Here is a 13707-nt window from a genome sequence, read left to right as displayed (position 1 = left end):
TAGCGAGAGAACCAAATGAGGAAAATGGTGCAAATAGCGTATTGTATGTCCGTAACCGATAGGTTGCGCTCTAAAGTAACTCTCTTTTTGAACAAACTCACCAAACTATGATTCGAGAGAGTAAGAGGCTATATGCTGGCTGTATAGGAGATTAATGAATTGAAGTAACTTCGATTTGAGATCGATAATGGGTCTGTATGCTGACTGATTGGGAGACTATTGAATTGAAGTAACTTCGATTCGAGATCCATAATGAGGCAAACTGTGGTGTGTAGGGTAGAGTATTGATTCCTTCAGAGTTCTAACGGACATACGTTCCGTTATTTTAGAGTGAGCAATCGAATTGTTCCATCTATGTTGGTCTACAAGAGGCAATAAGTAGTGTGTGGGGGAGAGACAATCGATTTGATGGAAAAGCGTGCGCTAACGGAATAACGGACATTCGTTCCGTTATTCTAGAATCGGCGGGTGTTTTGAAAGGGTTGCGGACATGAAAGCCGTTATAGGTATGAAAACAACACAAATTCGCGGTTATTAGAGTAAATAGCGGAACCAATGTCGGCAAAGCTGCCTAAATGAGGCAAATGGAGCAAATAACATATTGTATGTCCGTAACCGGTGGGGTGCGCTTTAAAGTAACTATCATCTAGATCGAACTGATCAAACTTTGATTCGAGAGAAGTAAGATGCTGTATGCTGGCTGTATGGGAGATTAATGAATTGAAGTAACTTCGATTTTAAGTCGATAATGAAGCAGACTGCGGTGTGTGGGGGAGAGACAATCGATTTGATGGAAAAGCGTGGGCTAACGGAATAACGGACATTCGTTACGTTATTCTAGAATCGGCGGGTGTTTTGGAAGGGTTGCGGACATGAAAGCCTTAATTGGTATGAAAACAACGCAAATTCGCAGTTTTTAGAGTGAATAGCGGAACCGATGTCCGCAAAGCTGCCTAAATGAGGAAAATGGAGTAAATAACGTATTGTATGTCCGTAACCGATAGGTTGTGCTTTAAAGACACTCTCTTTTAGATCAAACTCACCAAACTATGATTCGAGAGGGTAAGAGGCTATATGCTGGCTGTATGGGAGATTAATGAATTGAAGCAACTTCGATTTGAGATCGATAATGAGGCAAACTGTAGTGTGTGGGGACAATCGATTTGATGGAAAAGCGTGCGCAAACGGAATAACGGACATTCGTTCCGTTATTCTAGAATCGACAGGTTTTTCGTAGAAGCATTTATAGCTCATTTGAGAGTGCAATAGAGTGCTATAATGAATTTGAAATCAAGGCGGTACCTGATTTTTGTTTATATGGCACATCTTCTTATAGAATCCATAATAGCGTCTAGGATCATTACATAGGAGGCTGACAAGATGGAAGTGTTGCAATTACAAATACCACCAATGCCACAGCTTTTAACGGTTGGACACGGGGCTTGGGACATTGGGCGCAAGCATTTAGAGCGTAATTTCCCTGTTTATGATTTTATCGTAGTCAAAACGGGCACGTTATATATGATGGAAGATGATACACCCTATACGATCAAGAGTGGTGAATGTCTGCTTTTGGAGCCTGGTCGAACGCACTATGGCCATATTGCTTGTACAGAGTGGACAGAGGTGTACTGGCTACATTTCCATCATGATCTTCCAACGAAGCGTCTTGACGCATCAGCAGTTGCATGGTCGGAGGTAGTTAAAGAAAGCACGGATTACGATATCGCACCGCCGGACCAATACGTATATTTGCCCAAATACGGGCCATATGCCGGCAAACCCATGCTGAAAATTTTGGATGAGATGGTTGCGATGCATAGAAAGAGAACGATGGAGGTCACTATTGATCTTCAAATTAAATTTGCCTCGCTGCTGGGACAAATGCAATCAACTATACGAATTAATGGGGACAAGAGCCGCGCTGCAGTGATTGCTGAGCAGGTGAAGGCATATTTGGAGGAGCATCGCTTGGCCAATTATGATGCAGAACAATTAAGCCAAGTGCTTCATATTAATCGTGATTATGCTGCGCGCTGTATGAGAATGTATACGGGACTAAGCCCGCTGCAATACTTACAGTACATCCGGATGGAGGAAGCGAAGCGTCTGCTGAAAATGTCATCTATTACTTTAAATGAAGTGTCTGAGCAATCAGGATACTCCGATTACAATTATTTTATTAGAATGTTCCGTAAAATTGTAGGCATATCGCCAGGTCAATATCGGCGAATATCAGCGGGATTAAGCTAATGAGATAATATGATTTTACATAAATAAAGATGGAGTGAATGGTTACCTTCCATGCTTTTCACCTAAATAAACAAAACCCGGGAGCAGATTCGCTTCCGGGTTTTTCGTGAAAAATATTAATAGTCCAATACAACCATCTGATGGCATTCGATTTTGGGAATGGTAAAGGAGATTTCTGTTCCTTCGTTATCATTGTTTTGGAATGGCACCTTATCCATTTGTGGAGCAAGATAGACATTTTTGATTGGCTTTGGCAATCTTAAGGTCACATCGGTATTTATGATCGGAAGGATATCCTCAATGACTTCAATGTCAGTACCCCGTTTTACAGGAGAAGCATACAGCAAATGGGCAACATACCGATGATTTGATGGCTGTTCCATAACGGTGGTGATTCCTTGTGCCGGCAGAGAAGATTCCAGCGTTTTGTTAACATCAAGCAGTAGATCGAGTGCATGGTGAACGCATTCTTTTAGAAATAGACTGCCTTTTGTTGAGTAGTCCTCGAATACATGCCATGCCATATAAATGCCGTTATTGCTTAGTGTCATTCCCGGTCCATTGTCTTGCAGTCCGCTTGGTGTATGCTGATGCGAGCAGAAAGCGAACGGTTCACGGTTAAAGTAGGAATACTCCCGATAACCAAGCGAATGAGCATGATCTAATTCAATGAGATGACCTTCAGAATAATTAATAAAGGAAGAGGTGCCAATGCTTTTCAACTCAAAAGCAGGTCGGAAATATTCTGGTTTGTAAGGACTCACACCAAGGTGCCGGATACCCAGATCAATTGTAAAATGCTGCCCCTCCTTATCCAAACCGGAAGATCCGCTAGCAAAAATTTTACCGCCGTTTTCTAAAAAGACATCCAGTTTACTTTTGAGCGTTCCGTAAACGGGGATACGATCCGGTAAAATAATAACTTTATAAGAATCAAAATTGCTTTCTAAATCTACAATATCAAACAGATAATTACCTTCTAATAGCATGCGGACAGCACCCACGTCTGATGATCCTGACCCTTCTCCTAATTTTCCATCGCTGCTCGCTTCGAGCGCTTCAACAGAGAATAAAGCAATGTCGGCTACCGCTTTCGTATCGAGGCACCATTCTTCTTTGCTGGCTACCTCCCCGTAGGCTGCGCCAATCAGTTCGTAGGTTGCTTGATCCATAAGGCCCTCCGGATGAAGCTGATCGCCTATCGAGCATCGTGCTCCATTCGCTATGCTAAGTGCCGCCTCGTAGCGAAGTGCGTTAGGGTGCTTGAAGCCTCCAAATTCACCCCATGTAGTATGGAATTTCCCTGTCATGCCTAAGAAGTCCATGCCAAGACCTTGTACGTAGCGGGCGGATAATGGAAAGTGATCATATCCCCAGCCGCCAGTAGGAAGTGATTCCAGCTCCAGATGCGAGTTCATGACAGCAAGATCCCGTCGACCTCTTCGTATATGCCCCCCATTATGAAACACAGGCAGTCCTGGCTTGATCCCATCGATTGCTTCTCGTACTCGTGTCGTATAGTTGGCGTAAGTTTGTTCTGCCAACTGAAGCACTGCTTTGGAGTCGAGGGGATTTTTGCCTTCTGCAAGCAATGTTCTGATGCAACTGCCACAGAGACATGGTCGAACGCTAACGATATCCAAGAAGATGCCGTCTGCATCGTAATTGCGGACAACCTCTTCGATTTGTGCGATTAGAACATCGATATAGGGTGTGTTCATGCAAAATTCATGGTATCCCGTCTTAAGAAAGCTATCTGCCCAAGATGTTTTATCATTTTCATTCCGAATGAGCCAGTCGGGATGGATTAGCGCAAGCTTCTCATCCAATCCTGCTGAGAGGTAGACGGGTGTTTTTACATCAATTTCATGTGCTGCATCAATCATAGCTTCCAGCAAATCGAAGGAAAGACCGGGATGCATCTGATTAGCGTTCGTATGATGATAAGCCCAGCCATGATGGCATTTGGCAAATACGGTAATGGAATCAACATGACCTGTCTTAAGCATATTTTGGAATTGTTTCTTATCAAATCGGCTGCCTATGCCTGGAATAGCTTCTGACGTGTGAAAATCGAGATGAACCTGACGAAATCTCATGTATTGATCTCTCCTTTTTGATATAAATATTCCGCTATATGGTTACTATAAGGTTTTGAGAGAGGTCTGAATAGCATGCTTACCGACTAAAAATAGCACAATTACGACTAAAAACACATGTTGTCATAGAAGAGGTTGTTTCAAGAGTAAAAGCTCTAAATGATTCTTGCATGTGAGAAAACTAGAGCTTGAAGTGTAATGAAAAAAGACGAAGATGGTGTAATTTATAGACCATCATTGAACTACTTAGCCGATATTGAGCTTGTACTGGATCTTTGGTATCCTAATCTCAACTAGTAAAAAATGTATGTAATTATAATGTTAGAATGCAGTGGAAAAACAAAATGCAAGTGCAAGCACAAGCACAAGCACAAGCACAAGCACAAGCACAAGCACAAGCACAAGCACAAGCACAAGCACAAGCACAAGCACAAGCACAAGCACAAGCACAAGCACAAGCACAAGTGCAAGTGTAAGTGTAAGATCAAGTGCAAGTGCAAGTGCAAGATCAAGTGCAAAGATAAAGTAAAAGCAAAAGGCAAAGCAAAAATACAGTAAAAGTACCGTAAAAAAAAGTACAGCAAAAGCAAAAAGGAGTGAAGTCTGATGGAATGGAATTATTACAATACGTTCATAACCGTGTCTTCTGATTGCCCGACTGAGAGAGGGCTTGTACCGCCGGATAAAAAGAGCGGAAGAACGAAGCCGAGTATTGAATATGAGCTTGTCGCTGGACAACCGTATGGCTTTACTCAGGAGGAGCTGCTATTTGAGGTATATCTTCGGCATAAGGAAATAACACCGGAGCATCGAGAATCGGAAGGCGCGGAGCTGCGAAAAGAGTTTTTCGGTAAGCCGAAAGCATGCATGCGCGCATCCATGCTGCTCAAAAAGTACGGATGGGGCATTCATTTTAATGCAGCTGGAAAAATGGCGCTTGTTCCGTTGGAATCGGAGGAATATCTTCGATTCACCGAGAATGGTGAAGAAGAGCTGAAGATCGTACCAGCCATGAGAAACAATAGAGCTAAATAATCGATAGGCCAGGGATGCCCTCTTGTATGGACCTAGCTTATTTGCTCCTTGCATTTAACTGATGATTTATTAATTAATAAAACACCGAATCTTCTCCATGTATGTAAAATCACAATTCAGACGGCAGAAATGCCGTTTTTTTGTTTTGACTATGAATACGTTAATGTAGAACAGTATGTAGATTACGCGAAAATAAGGTTAGATCAGATCATGTTTGCTTATGTATTGCGATTAATAATCATTATCAATATAATGAGATAGGTGTTTCTGTTCTATTAGCTAATCAATAACTATTCCTATTCGGTGCTTGAGGTAGAGGTTTGTATTTGGTATTCCAATTTTTGAGTTCCCAATAGATAACTCAATAAATAACACAATAGATATCTCAATAGATCCTTTCATTATACTTTCTCAATATATTCTCACCATATATTCTCTACAATAAGTATTCCGAATAGAAGCTTTCTATAGGTTATCAAATCAGTTTTCCTATTTTGTATTCTTATAGGTATTCATTAATTGTATTTTATTTTACTAATAATGGCGGTGATCTTTATGGGTAAGGATTTAACAAGTAGATGCTTGGAAGCAGGCACATTGAATGATTATATGTACAAATTGCGTTCGGTTGAGTATGTGGAGGGCTTCAGCAGTGAACAAGTTAAGCAACAGCTTGCCTTGTCCTATTACCTTATTGTTATAACTAGCGGCGAATTACAGCTTATTTTAGACCACCAGCATGTGGAATTGAATCGGCATGCTTTATATATCGGATTGCCCGAGAGTACCTACGGAGCAGTTATCTCCTGTGAGGAACTAGAAATGTACATTTTTCATTTCGATGTGTTCCAGCAGAGTGTTGGAGATGGGGGCAGCTTGCAGCTTATTGAAGATGCACAGCTGTTTCATCCTCAGGGCAAAATTATGATTGATCCACAAAAAGGGCTGGATGCCCTGTGTGATGAATTGTATCGGAAATGGAAACGTAAAGAGAAGCAGGAGTTGTTTCGCTGTCAGATCGATTTTCAGGAAATTTTGTACTATATCTATAAGTATCAACTGCAAGAGGCAACGAGCTCGTACTCAGCGCTGGAGGCTGCGAAGCAGTATATGGAGGAGCATTTTACGGAGCCCTTATTCATTGAGCAATTGGCTCAGTTAACAAGACTTAGTCCCAAGTACTTCGTTGATTTGTACAAGAAGAAATATGGAAAAAGTGCGATGGACTATGTAGCTGAGCTGCGATTGCAGGAAGCGAAGCGGTTAATGGGACAATCGGATGTGAAGCTGCGGGATATTGCACACAGGGTTGGGTACGCGGACGAGTTCTACTTCAGCCGGAAATTCAAGAAGGAGATCGGCGTAGCACCTACAGTGTATATGAATCGCCGTCGCCGCAAGCTGGTTGCCTATCACTCGGGTCTTATTGGCTATCTGCTTGCGCTTAATATTTTGCCGTATGCAGCACCGCTTCATCCGAAATGGACGGAAAACTATTACCGAGACTATCGAAATGAAATTCCGGTTCATCTGAGCGCCTTCCGCTACAACAAGGATTGGCAGCAAAATATTAATCAGTTGCAAAAGCTTTCAGTAGATCTCATTTTGGCGATAGATCATATTGAGGAGTCAGAGAGAAGCGCACTTGAAAATATATCTCCGAACCTTTGTCTTATCCAAGCAAATCTTAATTGGAGGGAGCAGCTTCGATATATTGCTGAAGTGTTGGGCGAGCTATGGCAAGCAGAGGCGTGGCTCTCGGGCTATGAGCAAAAAGTGCAGGACGCGAGGAAAATATTGCAGCAGTTCTACTCCCAGCATACATTTGTATGTCTTCGCATGATCAATAAGGAGCTGAGTTTATACTGTAATAGTGGAATGGCTAGTATTCTCTATGAAGATTTAGGTTTTACCCCAGCTTATAACAGCGATGCGTTGACTTATAATAAAGAAATCACGCTCGGAGAGCTTAACGAGCTGAATCCAGATCATATTCTCATGCTGGTCCGACAGGATGGAGACACCTTAGAGCACTGGTTACAGCTGCAAAATGACCCGCAATGGCAAGTGATTACAGCTGTTCACCGCAAGCGCGTCCATCAAATTACTTCGGATCCTTGGCGAGAATATTCTGCATTTGCACAGCTTCGGATGTTGGATCAGATAATGACGCTGTTAGTGGTAGATTATCCATCACAATTCAGGATTTTGTCCATGGATGAGTCAAACCCCTCACTTTATACTTAGAGAATGATAATCATTATCGACGAATAGATATTCGTAAGCTGATTGAATGAGAGGGGCTTTACTAGAGTGATGAAAAAGTTTATTAGCATGATAAGTGTTTTGGTTTTAGTAATAGGTATTTTGACGGCATGCGGAGGCAATAACGCAGCTAATGAATCATCCACAGCACCGACTGAAAGCCCAGCAAGCACGGAGCAGCCGGCTGCAACAAGTGAAGCACCAACTGAACGAGTAATTGAATATTTGGGTGAGAGCTACACCATACCTGCTAAAGTAGAACGTATTGTCATTACAGGATCAATGGAGGCACATGAAGATGCTCTTGTCCTTGATGTTCATCCTGTCGGAGCGGTCACATTTTCGGGCAAGTTTCCTGAACGCTTTGCAGCCATTACAGATGGAGCAGAATCGATAGGTGAGAAGATCGAACCTAACTTCGAGACTATTTTGAAGCTTAAACCAGATGTGATTCTGGGATCAACGAAATTTCCAGTTGAAACGGTAGAACAATTAAATAAAATTGCCACCACAATTAGTGTTTCTCATGTTGCTACTAATTGGGAAGCTAATCTGCAGCTGCTGGGGGAATTGACTGGGAAGCAAGAACAAGCTGAGCAGGAAATTTCTAAATATAAATCGGATTTAGAATCGGCTAAATTGACATTGTCAGACACGTTAACGGATAAACAGGTCGTTGCCATTCGTGTTCGAGCGGGTCAAATGTTCACGTATGCTCCTTCTGTATTCTTGAATCCAATTTTGTACGAAGACCTTGGTCTAAGTGTGCCGGAAGCGATAGCAGCTTCTAAGTCTCAAGAGGCTATCTCGGTTGAGCAGCTGGCAGTGATGAACCCAGACTACTTATTTATTCAGTTCTCTGCCGATGAGAATCCGGATGCCGCGAATGCGCTAAAGGATGTACTTGATAACCCCATTATCAAAAAAATTACGGCTTCAAAAGAAGACCATATCTTTGTTAATATCATTGATCCACTCTCTGAAGGCGGTCCAGCTTGGAGCCGGACACAATTTTTGAAAGCGATGATGGAAAAGCTTAAACCATGATGGTTAAGCACTCTAGCTTCAAAACACTAACGTTGGCAGGAATGAGCGTTGTATTAATTATCTTCACCATTATTGCATCGGTGCTTTATGGAACGAAGTCGATCAATGCCGAAACGTTATGGAATGCCATATTCCATTATGATTCAGAAAATATTGATCATCTTATTATTCGTACCTCTAGAGTTCCCCGTGTGATTGGAGCATTATTAATCGGTGCTTTCCTAGCTGTATCGGGTGCATTAATGCAGGGGATGACAAGGAATTTCCTTGCATCCCCTTCCATTATGGGGGTGTCGGATGGTTCAGCGTTCGTCATTACACTGGTCATGATTTTTTTGCCTAGCAGCTCGAATATGGCGATGATTATGTATTCCTTAATAGGTTCCGCATTGGGAGCCTTTCTTGTGTTTGGAGCAGCGAAGCTGCTTCCGAACGGCATGTCACCCATTACGCTGGCGGTACTCGGTACGATTATTGGCACGTTTCTTAGCTCTATATCACTGGCGCTATCCACTTATTTTCAAGTGTCGCAAAATATTAGCTTCTGGTACAATGCCCGTCTGCATCAAATGGATCCAGCGATTATTAAGCTGTCGATTCCATTTGCTGTTGTCGGTCTTTTAATCGCGTTGATGGTGTCCCGTTGGATTACGGCGCTGTCCTTTGGCGATGAGTTGGCGACAGGATTAGGTGTGAATATTCATATTATCAAAGCATTAACCATGCTTAGTGTCGTTATATTGACTGGAATCTCTGTCGCAATCGCAGGAAAGATTGGCTTTATCGGTTTAATTATTCCGCATATTACAAGATTCTTAATGGGACAGGATTATCGCCGGATTATCCCTGTTGGAGCCCTTTTTGGAGCACTTTTTCTTGCGTGGTGCGATCTGATTAGTCGATTTATTAATCATCCGTTTGAAACACCGATCGGCGTTGTGACCGCAATGTTCGGTGTACCTTTCTTCCTCTACTTAATTAAGACGAGGGGAGGAAGCAATCGTGAATAAATTAGTTGGAGAGAGACGATTCTGGAACGTTATTCTAATTACTTGCGCGCTAATTATATGCAGCATATATGTGAGTGTCACGAATGGAACGTTCGATCTTTCGGCGATAGATGTAATACGTACGCTGTTAAGAATCCATCCGACAAGTGATCATGATCTTGTTGTATTCGATTTTCGGCTGCCGCGCATTCTAATCGGTGCTTTGGTTGGTTTCGGTTTAGGCATATCAGGTGCTGTGCTTCAAGGCATTACCAAAAATGCACTAGCCGATCCAGGTATTCTGGGCATTCAAGCGGCAGCAGGAACATCAGTTGTACTGGGGATGTTTTTACTCCATGGTACGATTAAAGGCCCGAGCTGGATGGCGGTCATGTCGATGCCAATGTTTGGTTGGCTCGGAGGCATCGTGGCTATTGTCTTCCTCTATCTATTCGCAAAGCATAACGGAGAATTCGATCCCCAGCGATTGATTTTGGTAGGAATTGCGCTTGGGTCAGGCTTTGGCGCGCTTACCATCTATATTTCGTTGAAGATGAATCCGCAAGATTTTGAGACAGCGACAGTGTGGTTAGCGGGCAGTGTATATAACGCGTCTTGGAAGCACGTCGTGACAACCTTGCCATGGCTTGTTGTTCTGGTTCCAATAATATGGAAAAAAGCGCATATTCTCGATCTCATGCAATTAGGAGATCTAAGTACGAAAGGTCTAGGTGTTCAGGTGCAGAAGGAGAGGAAGATTCTGCTGCTCTGCTGTGTTGGATTAGTTAGCGCCTGTGTAGCTGTCGCAGGGAGCATTGGCTTCGTTGGTTTGATTGCACCGCATATTGCAAGACGCTTAGTGGGCATTCACTACAAGTATATCGTACCGGCTTGCGGACTAATTGGTATGCTGATGGTCATCATCGGGGATCTGATCGGGAAAAGCATTTTCGCCCCTTCACAGCTCCCAGTAGGCATAGTTATTTCCATCATTGGAGTGCCTTATTTCCTGTATCAAATGTATCGGGCAAAAAAAAGATAGCCTTTCTGTCATCATCTTCAATCATCAATGAGTAGGGGGATACGAGTGTGAATGGTAGACAAAGAGTTGAGCTTGTGGCGGAATATGAACTCACGATATATTTACCCTTGTCCTATAGTGAAGGGAATAAGCATTATCCAGTTGTCTATGTCCAGGATGAGGGAGAAGTAGTTTATGCAGGACTTAACTATATTGATCATTTAGTAATGACAAAACAGATACCCGAATTGATTTTCGTGGGGATTAAGCCGCATGATCGTAACGTTGATTATACTCCTTGGCCAGCCCCATCACTTGTACCAGAATGGCGGGATTTCGGTGGGGGAGCAAAGGGATACTTAGAGACACTAGTGAATCAAATGAAGCCGCATATGGATACAACTTTTCGAACTCTGCCAGAACCAGAGAATACAGCGATAGCAGGCTGTTCCTTTGGCGGTCTCGTAAGTCTTTTTGCTTACTACCAATACCCGCATATTTTTGGGAGAATCGGATTGATATCAGCATCCTTCTGGTACGATCAGCTGATTGATTATATGCGTAGAGAGTCCATATCGCCGTCAATTCATCGCATTTACATGTACGTTGGCGAGCTAGAGGGAATTTATAAAAAAAATATACAACGTGATATGGTCGCCTTAACAAAGGAAGCCTATGCGTTATTGCTTAGCAAAGGCTTTTCAGTGGAGCAGCTGAAATTTGAAACCGATCCTGACGGCACTCATGACGATTTCTTCTTCGCACAAAGATTTATGCATGCATTGAAGTGGATGTTCAGTGAGGGGGAGGTTACCGATGAACAGTGATGGCGGACGTTCACCCTTTGTCATTTCAGGTGCGGTGCAGTGGAAGTTGACCAGCAGAACCGGTAATGATTACCGTATTATGGTTTGGACACCAGAGGGAGCTGCGCCGGCAGCGGGATTTCCAGTGATCTATTTGTTGGATGCAAATGCGACCTTCGGTACGATGGTGGAGACCGTTCGTCTACTTAGCATGGGGCCTCATCAGATTGAGCCATCTGTCGTGGTCGGCATCGGCTATGATACGGATAAACCCCTTCATACACAACGAAGGTTTTATGATTATACCGTCTATGCAAGTGATGATGAGCTGCCACCGCGTAAGGATGATTCAACATGGCCTCTAACTGGGGGAGCAGAAGGCTTTCTATTGTTCATAGAACAAGAGCTCAAGCCTATAATTGAAGGAGAATATGCGATTAACAAAAGCCGACAAACGTTGTTCGGTCACTCGCTTGGCGGATTGTTTGTCCTCTACACGTTGTTTATGAAAGGCGATGCTTTTCAAAATTATGTGGCAGGCAGCCCGTCTATCTGGTGGAAAAATGAACATATTGTTCCCTATGCGGAACGACTAAAGGAAGCGGCGCAGGTGGCTCCCCTCCCCTCCTCGTTATACATTGGAATTGGGAGCCAAGAGAAGGCTCATATGGTTCGTGATGCCAAGCTTATGTATGAGCATTTGAGCGCTTCGGACATTCCCGGATTCTATGTTGAATATCATTGCTTCGAGGATGAAGGACATCTTTCTATTATTGCTCCTCTTATTGGTAGAGCGCTTCGATTCGCCGAGCAAAGGAATCATATATGAAGCAAGTATAAGGGTTATAACCAAGAGAATATTTATGAATCAGAGTACATCGCTAAGAATAAAAGGTGGAAAACCAGTAAGGTTATCCGCAGTTATTCTGAGTGGTGTATTTTTATATGTAAGAAAAGGATTTGTACCAGAATTTACATTGTGGAAATCTTCCGAGCACACTTCTACCATACAATTAGAAGACTATAATTCTGGGAGGATTAGTATGCTACGTGTAAAAAGAAAGAAATCATTAATAAAGAAATGTACGATGCTGTTAGCAGCTGCAATGGTTATAAATCCCTTTGCGTCGATGATCGGATTAAACAGCAGCATTGCACAGGCGGCAGAGGCTAAGTCTATCGTTATCAGCAAAATATTTGGCGGCGGGAGCCAGAATGCGGAGTAGGCGCTGCTCACAAAGCAGGCATTATCAACGGATTCCCAGACGGAGACTTCCAGCCAAACAATGCGATTACGCGTGAACAGATGGCGGTAATGATCGTCAAAGCAGCCGAGCTATCTGGAAAATCACTTTTAGCTTCAAGTAATTCTAACGTGAATGGCGTGTTCAAGGATGCCAATGTGATCAGTCAATATGCGCAAGCTTCTGTAGAAGCATGCCGCCAAGCAGGGATTATAAAAGGAAATACGGACGGAACCTTCTCACCCGCAGCAGCAGTAACTCGGGCACAAGCTGCTGTCATGTTCAAACAGCTTCTGCAAGCCATTTCGTTTATTAATTAAACAAAAGGTAATGAAAACCACCTTCATTTTTCCATGAAGGTGGTTTTTAGTATGATAAGGATAGCATGGATTGACGGCGGTAAATTAATCAGTTAGTCTTAAAGACGCTCAACACAGAAGGAGATTGAATATGCCTACAATTACTGCAAAACCATTTAATCAAGAAATGCAAACCATATTAAGTGAAATCACAACTACTTATCATGCCAAGGAGCTTAGCGAAAAGGAACAAGGGGATATACCTAACGAAATCTACCTCATTGAGGTTGAAGACGAAATGGCTGGTTATGCTGTATTCTGGGAATACAATAACGGGAATCAATTGATTCAAAAAGCCGAAAAGGATTATTTTAGCGCTGATGAAAGATATCTGGAAAAAGATTTCTATATTGATATCAAAGGCAAAACAGACTTTATCTTTATAGAAGCTTTGGATGTATTGAAGGAATTTGAACGCAAAGGATATGCACAATTCTTTATGAATTGGCTCAAAGATAAATATCCCAATAAAAAAATGTATGTCTATTCCCTTGAAAAGTCGAAAAACTTTTGGTACAAGCAAGGCTTCGAATGCGTAGGGAATACTGTGTGGATGTCTTTTAATTAAATATATCTAAGAAAAGAAAAG

The 13707-nt window shown here is 42.6% G+C and carries 13 protein-coding genes and 1 pseudogene; 13 read left to right on the top strand and 1 reads right to left on the bottom strand.

The genetic code is table 11. The features are described from left to right. Positions 1–1380 precede the first annotated feature (1380 nt). A complete protein-coding gene (locus AC0YOD_RS24330; protein ID WP_475801928.1) occupies positions 1381–2253 on the top strand; it encodes a helix-turn-helix transcriptional regulator in 873 nt (290 codons plus the stop codon). Positions 2254–2369: 116 nt separating this feature from the next. On the opposite strand, the gene AC0YOD_RS24325 is transcribed toward AC0YOD_RS24330, so the two are convergent. Further along, positions 2370–4352 (bottom strand): alpha-amylase family protein, encoded by a 1983-nt coding sequence (locus AC0YOD_RS24325; protein WP_475801927.1) that lies wholly within the window; start codon positions 4350–4352, stop codon positions 2370–2372. A 344-nt stretch (positions 4353–4696) separates the two neighbouring features. Between AC0YOD_RS24325 and AC0YOD_RS24320 the strand changes: the two genes are divergently transcribed. From AC0YOD_RS24320 to AC0YOD_RS24265, 12 genes and pseudogenes are all read left to right on the top strand, one after another. Beyond that, on the top strand, positions 4697–4828 hold the full coding sequence (locus AC0YOD_RS24320) for a hypothetical protein (RefSeq protein WP_475801926.1): 132 nt from the start codon (positions 4697–4699) through the stop codon (positions 4826–4828). 130 nt (positions 4829–4958) lie between these two features. Beyond that, positions 4959–5387 (top strand): DUF6157 family protein, encoded by a 429-nt coding sequence (locus AC0YOD_RS24315; RefSeq protein ID WP_475801925.1) that lies wholly within the window; start codon positions 4959–4961, stop codon positions 5385–5387. A 555-nt stretch (positions 5388–5942) separates the two neighbouring features. Next, positions 5943–7634, top strand: a complete 1692-nt coding sequence (locus tag AC0YOD_RS24310; protein WP_475801924.1) for an AraC family transcriptional regulator — start codon at positions 5943–5945, stop codon at positions 7632–7634. Between the two features lie 69 nt (positions 7635–7703). Further along, entirely contained in the window at positions 7704–8699 is a 996-nt protein-coding gene (locus AC0YOD_RS24305) for an ABC transporter substrate-binding protein (RefSeq protein WP_475802034.1), read from the top strand. After that, entirely contained in the window at positions 8696–9709 is a 1014-nt protein-coding gene (locus AC0YOD_RS24300) for a FecCD family ABC transporter permease (protein ID WP_475801923.1), read from the top strand. Before AC0YOD_RS24305 ends, AC0YOD_RS24300 begins: the two co-directional genes overlap by 4 nt. After that, entirely contained in the window at positions 9702–10730 is a 1029-nt protein-coding gene (locus tag AC0YOD_RS24295; protein ID WP_475801922.1) for a FecCD family ABC transporter permease, read from the top strand. Before AC0YOD_RS24300 ends, AC0YOD_RS24295 begins: the two co-directional genes overlap by 8 nt. A gap of 47 nt (positions 10731–10777) precedes the next feature. Next, positions 10778–11536, top strand: a complete 759-nt coding sequence (locus tag AC0YOD_RS24290) for an alpha/beta hydrolase (RefSeq protein ID WP_475801921.1) — start codon at positions 10778–10780, stop codon at positions 11534–11536. Beyond that, on the top strand, positions 11526–12344 hold the full coding sequence (locus AC0YOD_RS24285; RefSeq protein ID WP_475801920.1) for an alpha/beta hydrolase: 819 nt from the start codon (positions 11526–11528) through the stop codon (positions 12342–12344). Before AC0YOD_RS24290 ends, AC0YOD_RS24285 begins: the two co-directional genes overlap by 11 nt. A gap of 214 nt (positions 12345–12558) precedes the next feature. Next, the gene (locus AC0YOD_RS24280; protein ID WP_475801919.1) at positions 12559–12741 is read left to right on the top strand and encodes a hypothetical protein; all 183 of its coding nucleotides are present in this window, start codon (positions 12559–12561) and stop codon (positions 12739–12741) included. Next, positions 12711–12785 (top strand): annotated as a pseudogene (locus AC0YOD_RS24275) (hypothetical protein); the annotation flags it as partial. The gene AC0YOD_RS24280 and the pseudogene AC0YOD_RS24275, both read left to right, overlap by 31 nt. A 45-nt stretch (positions 12786–12830) precedes the next feature. Beyond that, complete coding sequence (locus AC0YOD_RS24270) at positions 12831–13079, top strand: S-layer homology domain-containing protein (RefSeq protein ID WP_475801918.1); 249 nt, start codon at positions 12831–12833, stop codon at positions 13077–13079. 130 nt (positions 13080–13209) lie between these two features. Continuing rightward, on the top strand, positions 13210–13686 hold the full coding sequence (locus AC0YOD_RS24265) for a GNAT family N-acetyltransferase (RefSeq protein ID WP_475801917.1): 477 nt from the start codon (positions 13210–13212) through the stop codon (positions 13684–13686). Positions 13687–13707 lie beyond the last annotated feature (21 nt).

The sequence above is a fragment of the Paenibacillus sp. J31P13 genome (assembly GCF_056269295.1).
The sequence above is the reverse complement of the archived record's forward strand: the minus strand, read 5'-3'. Positions and strand labels throughout refer to the sequence as shown.

Coding starts and splice junctions, on each gene's coding strand:
- AC0YOD_RS24320 (WP_475801926.1), top strand. CDS start 4,697: ATGCAAGTGCAAGCACAAGCACAAGCACAAGCACAAGCACAAGCACAA.
- AC0YOD_RS24310 (WP_475801924.1), top strand. CDS start 5,943: ATGGGTAAGGATTTAACAAGTAGATGCTTGGAAGCAGGCACATTGAAT.
- AC0YOD_RS24305 (WP_475802034.1), top strand. CDS start 7,704: ATGAAAAAGTTTATTAGCATGATAAGTGTTTTGGTTTTAGTAATAGGT.
- AC0YOD_RS24285 (WP_475801920.1), top strand. CDS start 11,526: ATGAACAGTGATGGCGGACGTTCACCCTTTGTCATTTCAGGTGCGGTG.
- AC0YOD_RS24280 (WP_475801919.1), top strand. CDS start 12,559: ATGCTACGTGTAAAAAGAAAGAAATCATTAATAAAGAAATGTACGATG.
- AC0YOD_RS24330 (WP_475801928.1), top strand. CDS start 1,381: ATGGAAGTGTTGCAATTACAAATACCACCAATGCCACAGCTTTTAACG.
- AC0YOD_RS24325 (WP_475801927.1), bottom strand. CDS start 4,352: ATGAGATTTCGTCAGGTTCATCTCGATTTTCACACGTCAGAAGCTATT.
- AC0YOD_RS24270 (WP_475801918.1), top strand. CDS start 12,831: ATGATCGTCAAAGCAGCCGAGCTATCTGGAAAATCACTTTTAGCTTCA.
- AC0YOD_RS24265 (WP_475801917.1), top strand. CDS start 13,210: ATGCCTACAATTACTGCAAAACCATTTAATCAAGAAATGCAAACCATA.
- AC0YOD_RS24315 (WP_475801925.1), top strand. CDS start 4,959: ATGGAATGGAATTATTACAATACGTTCATAACCGTGTCTTCTGATTGC.
- AC0YOD_RS24300 (WP_475801923.1), top strand. CDS start 8,696: ATGATGGTTAAGCACTCTAGCTTCAAAACACTAACGTTGGCAGGAATG.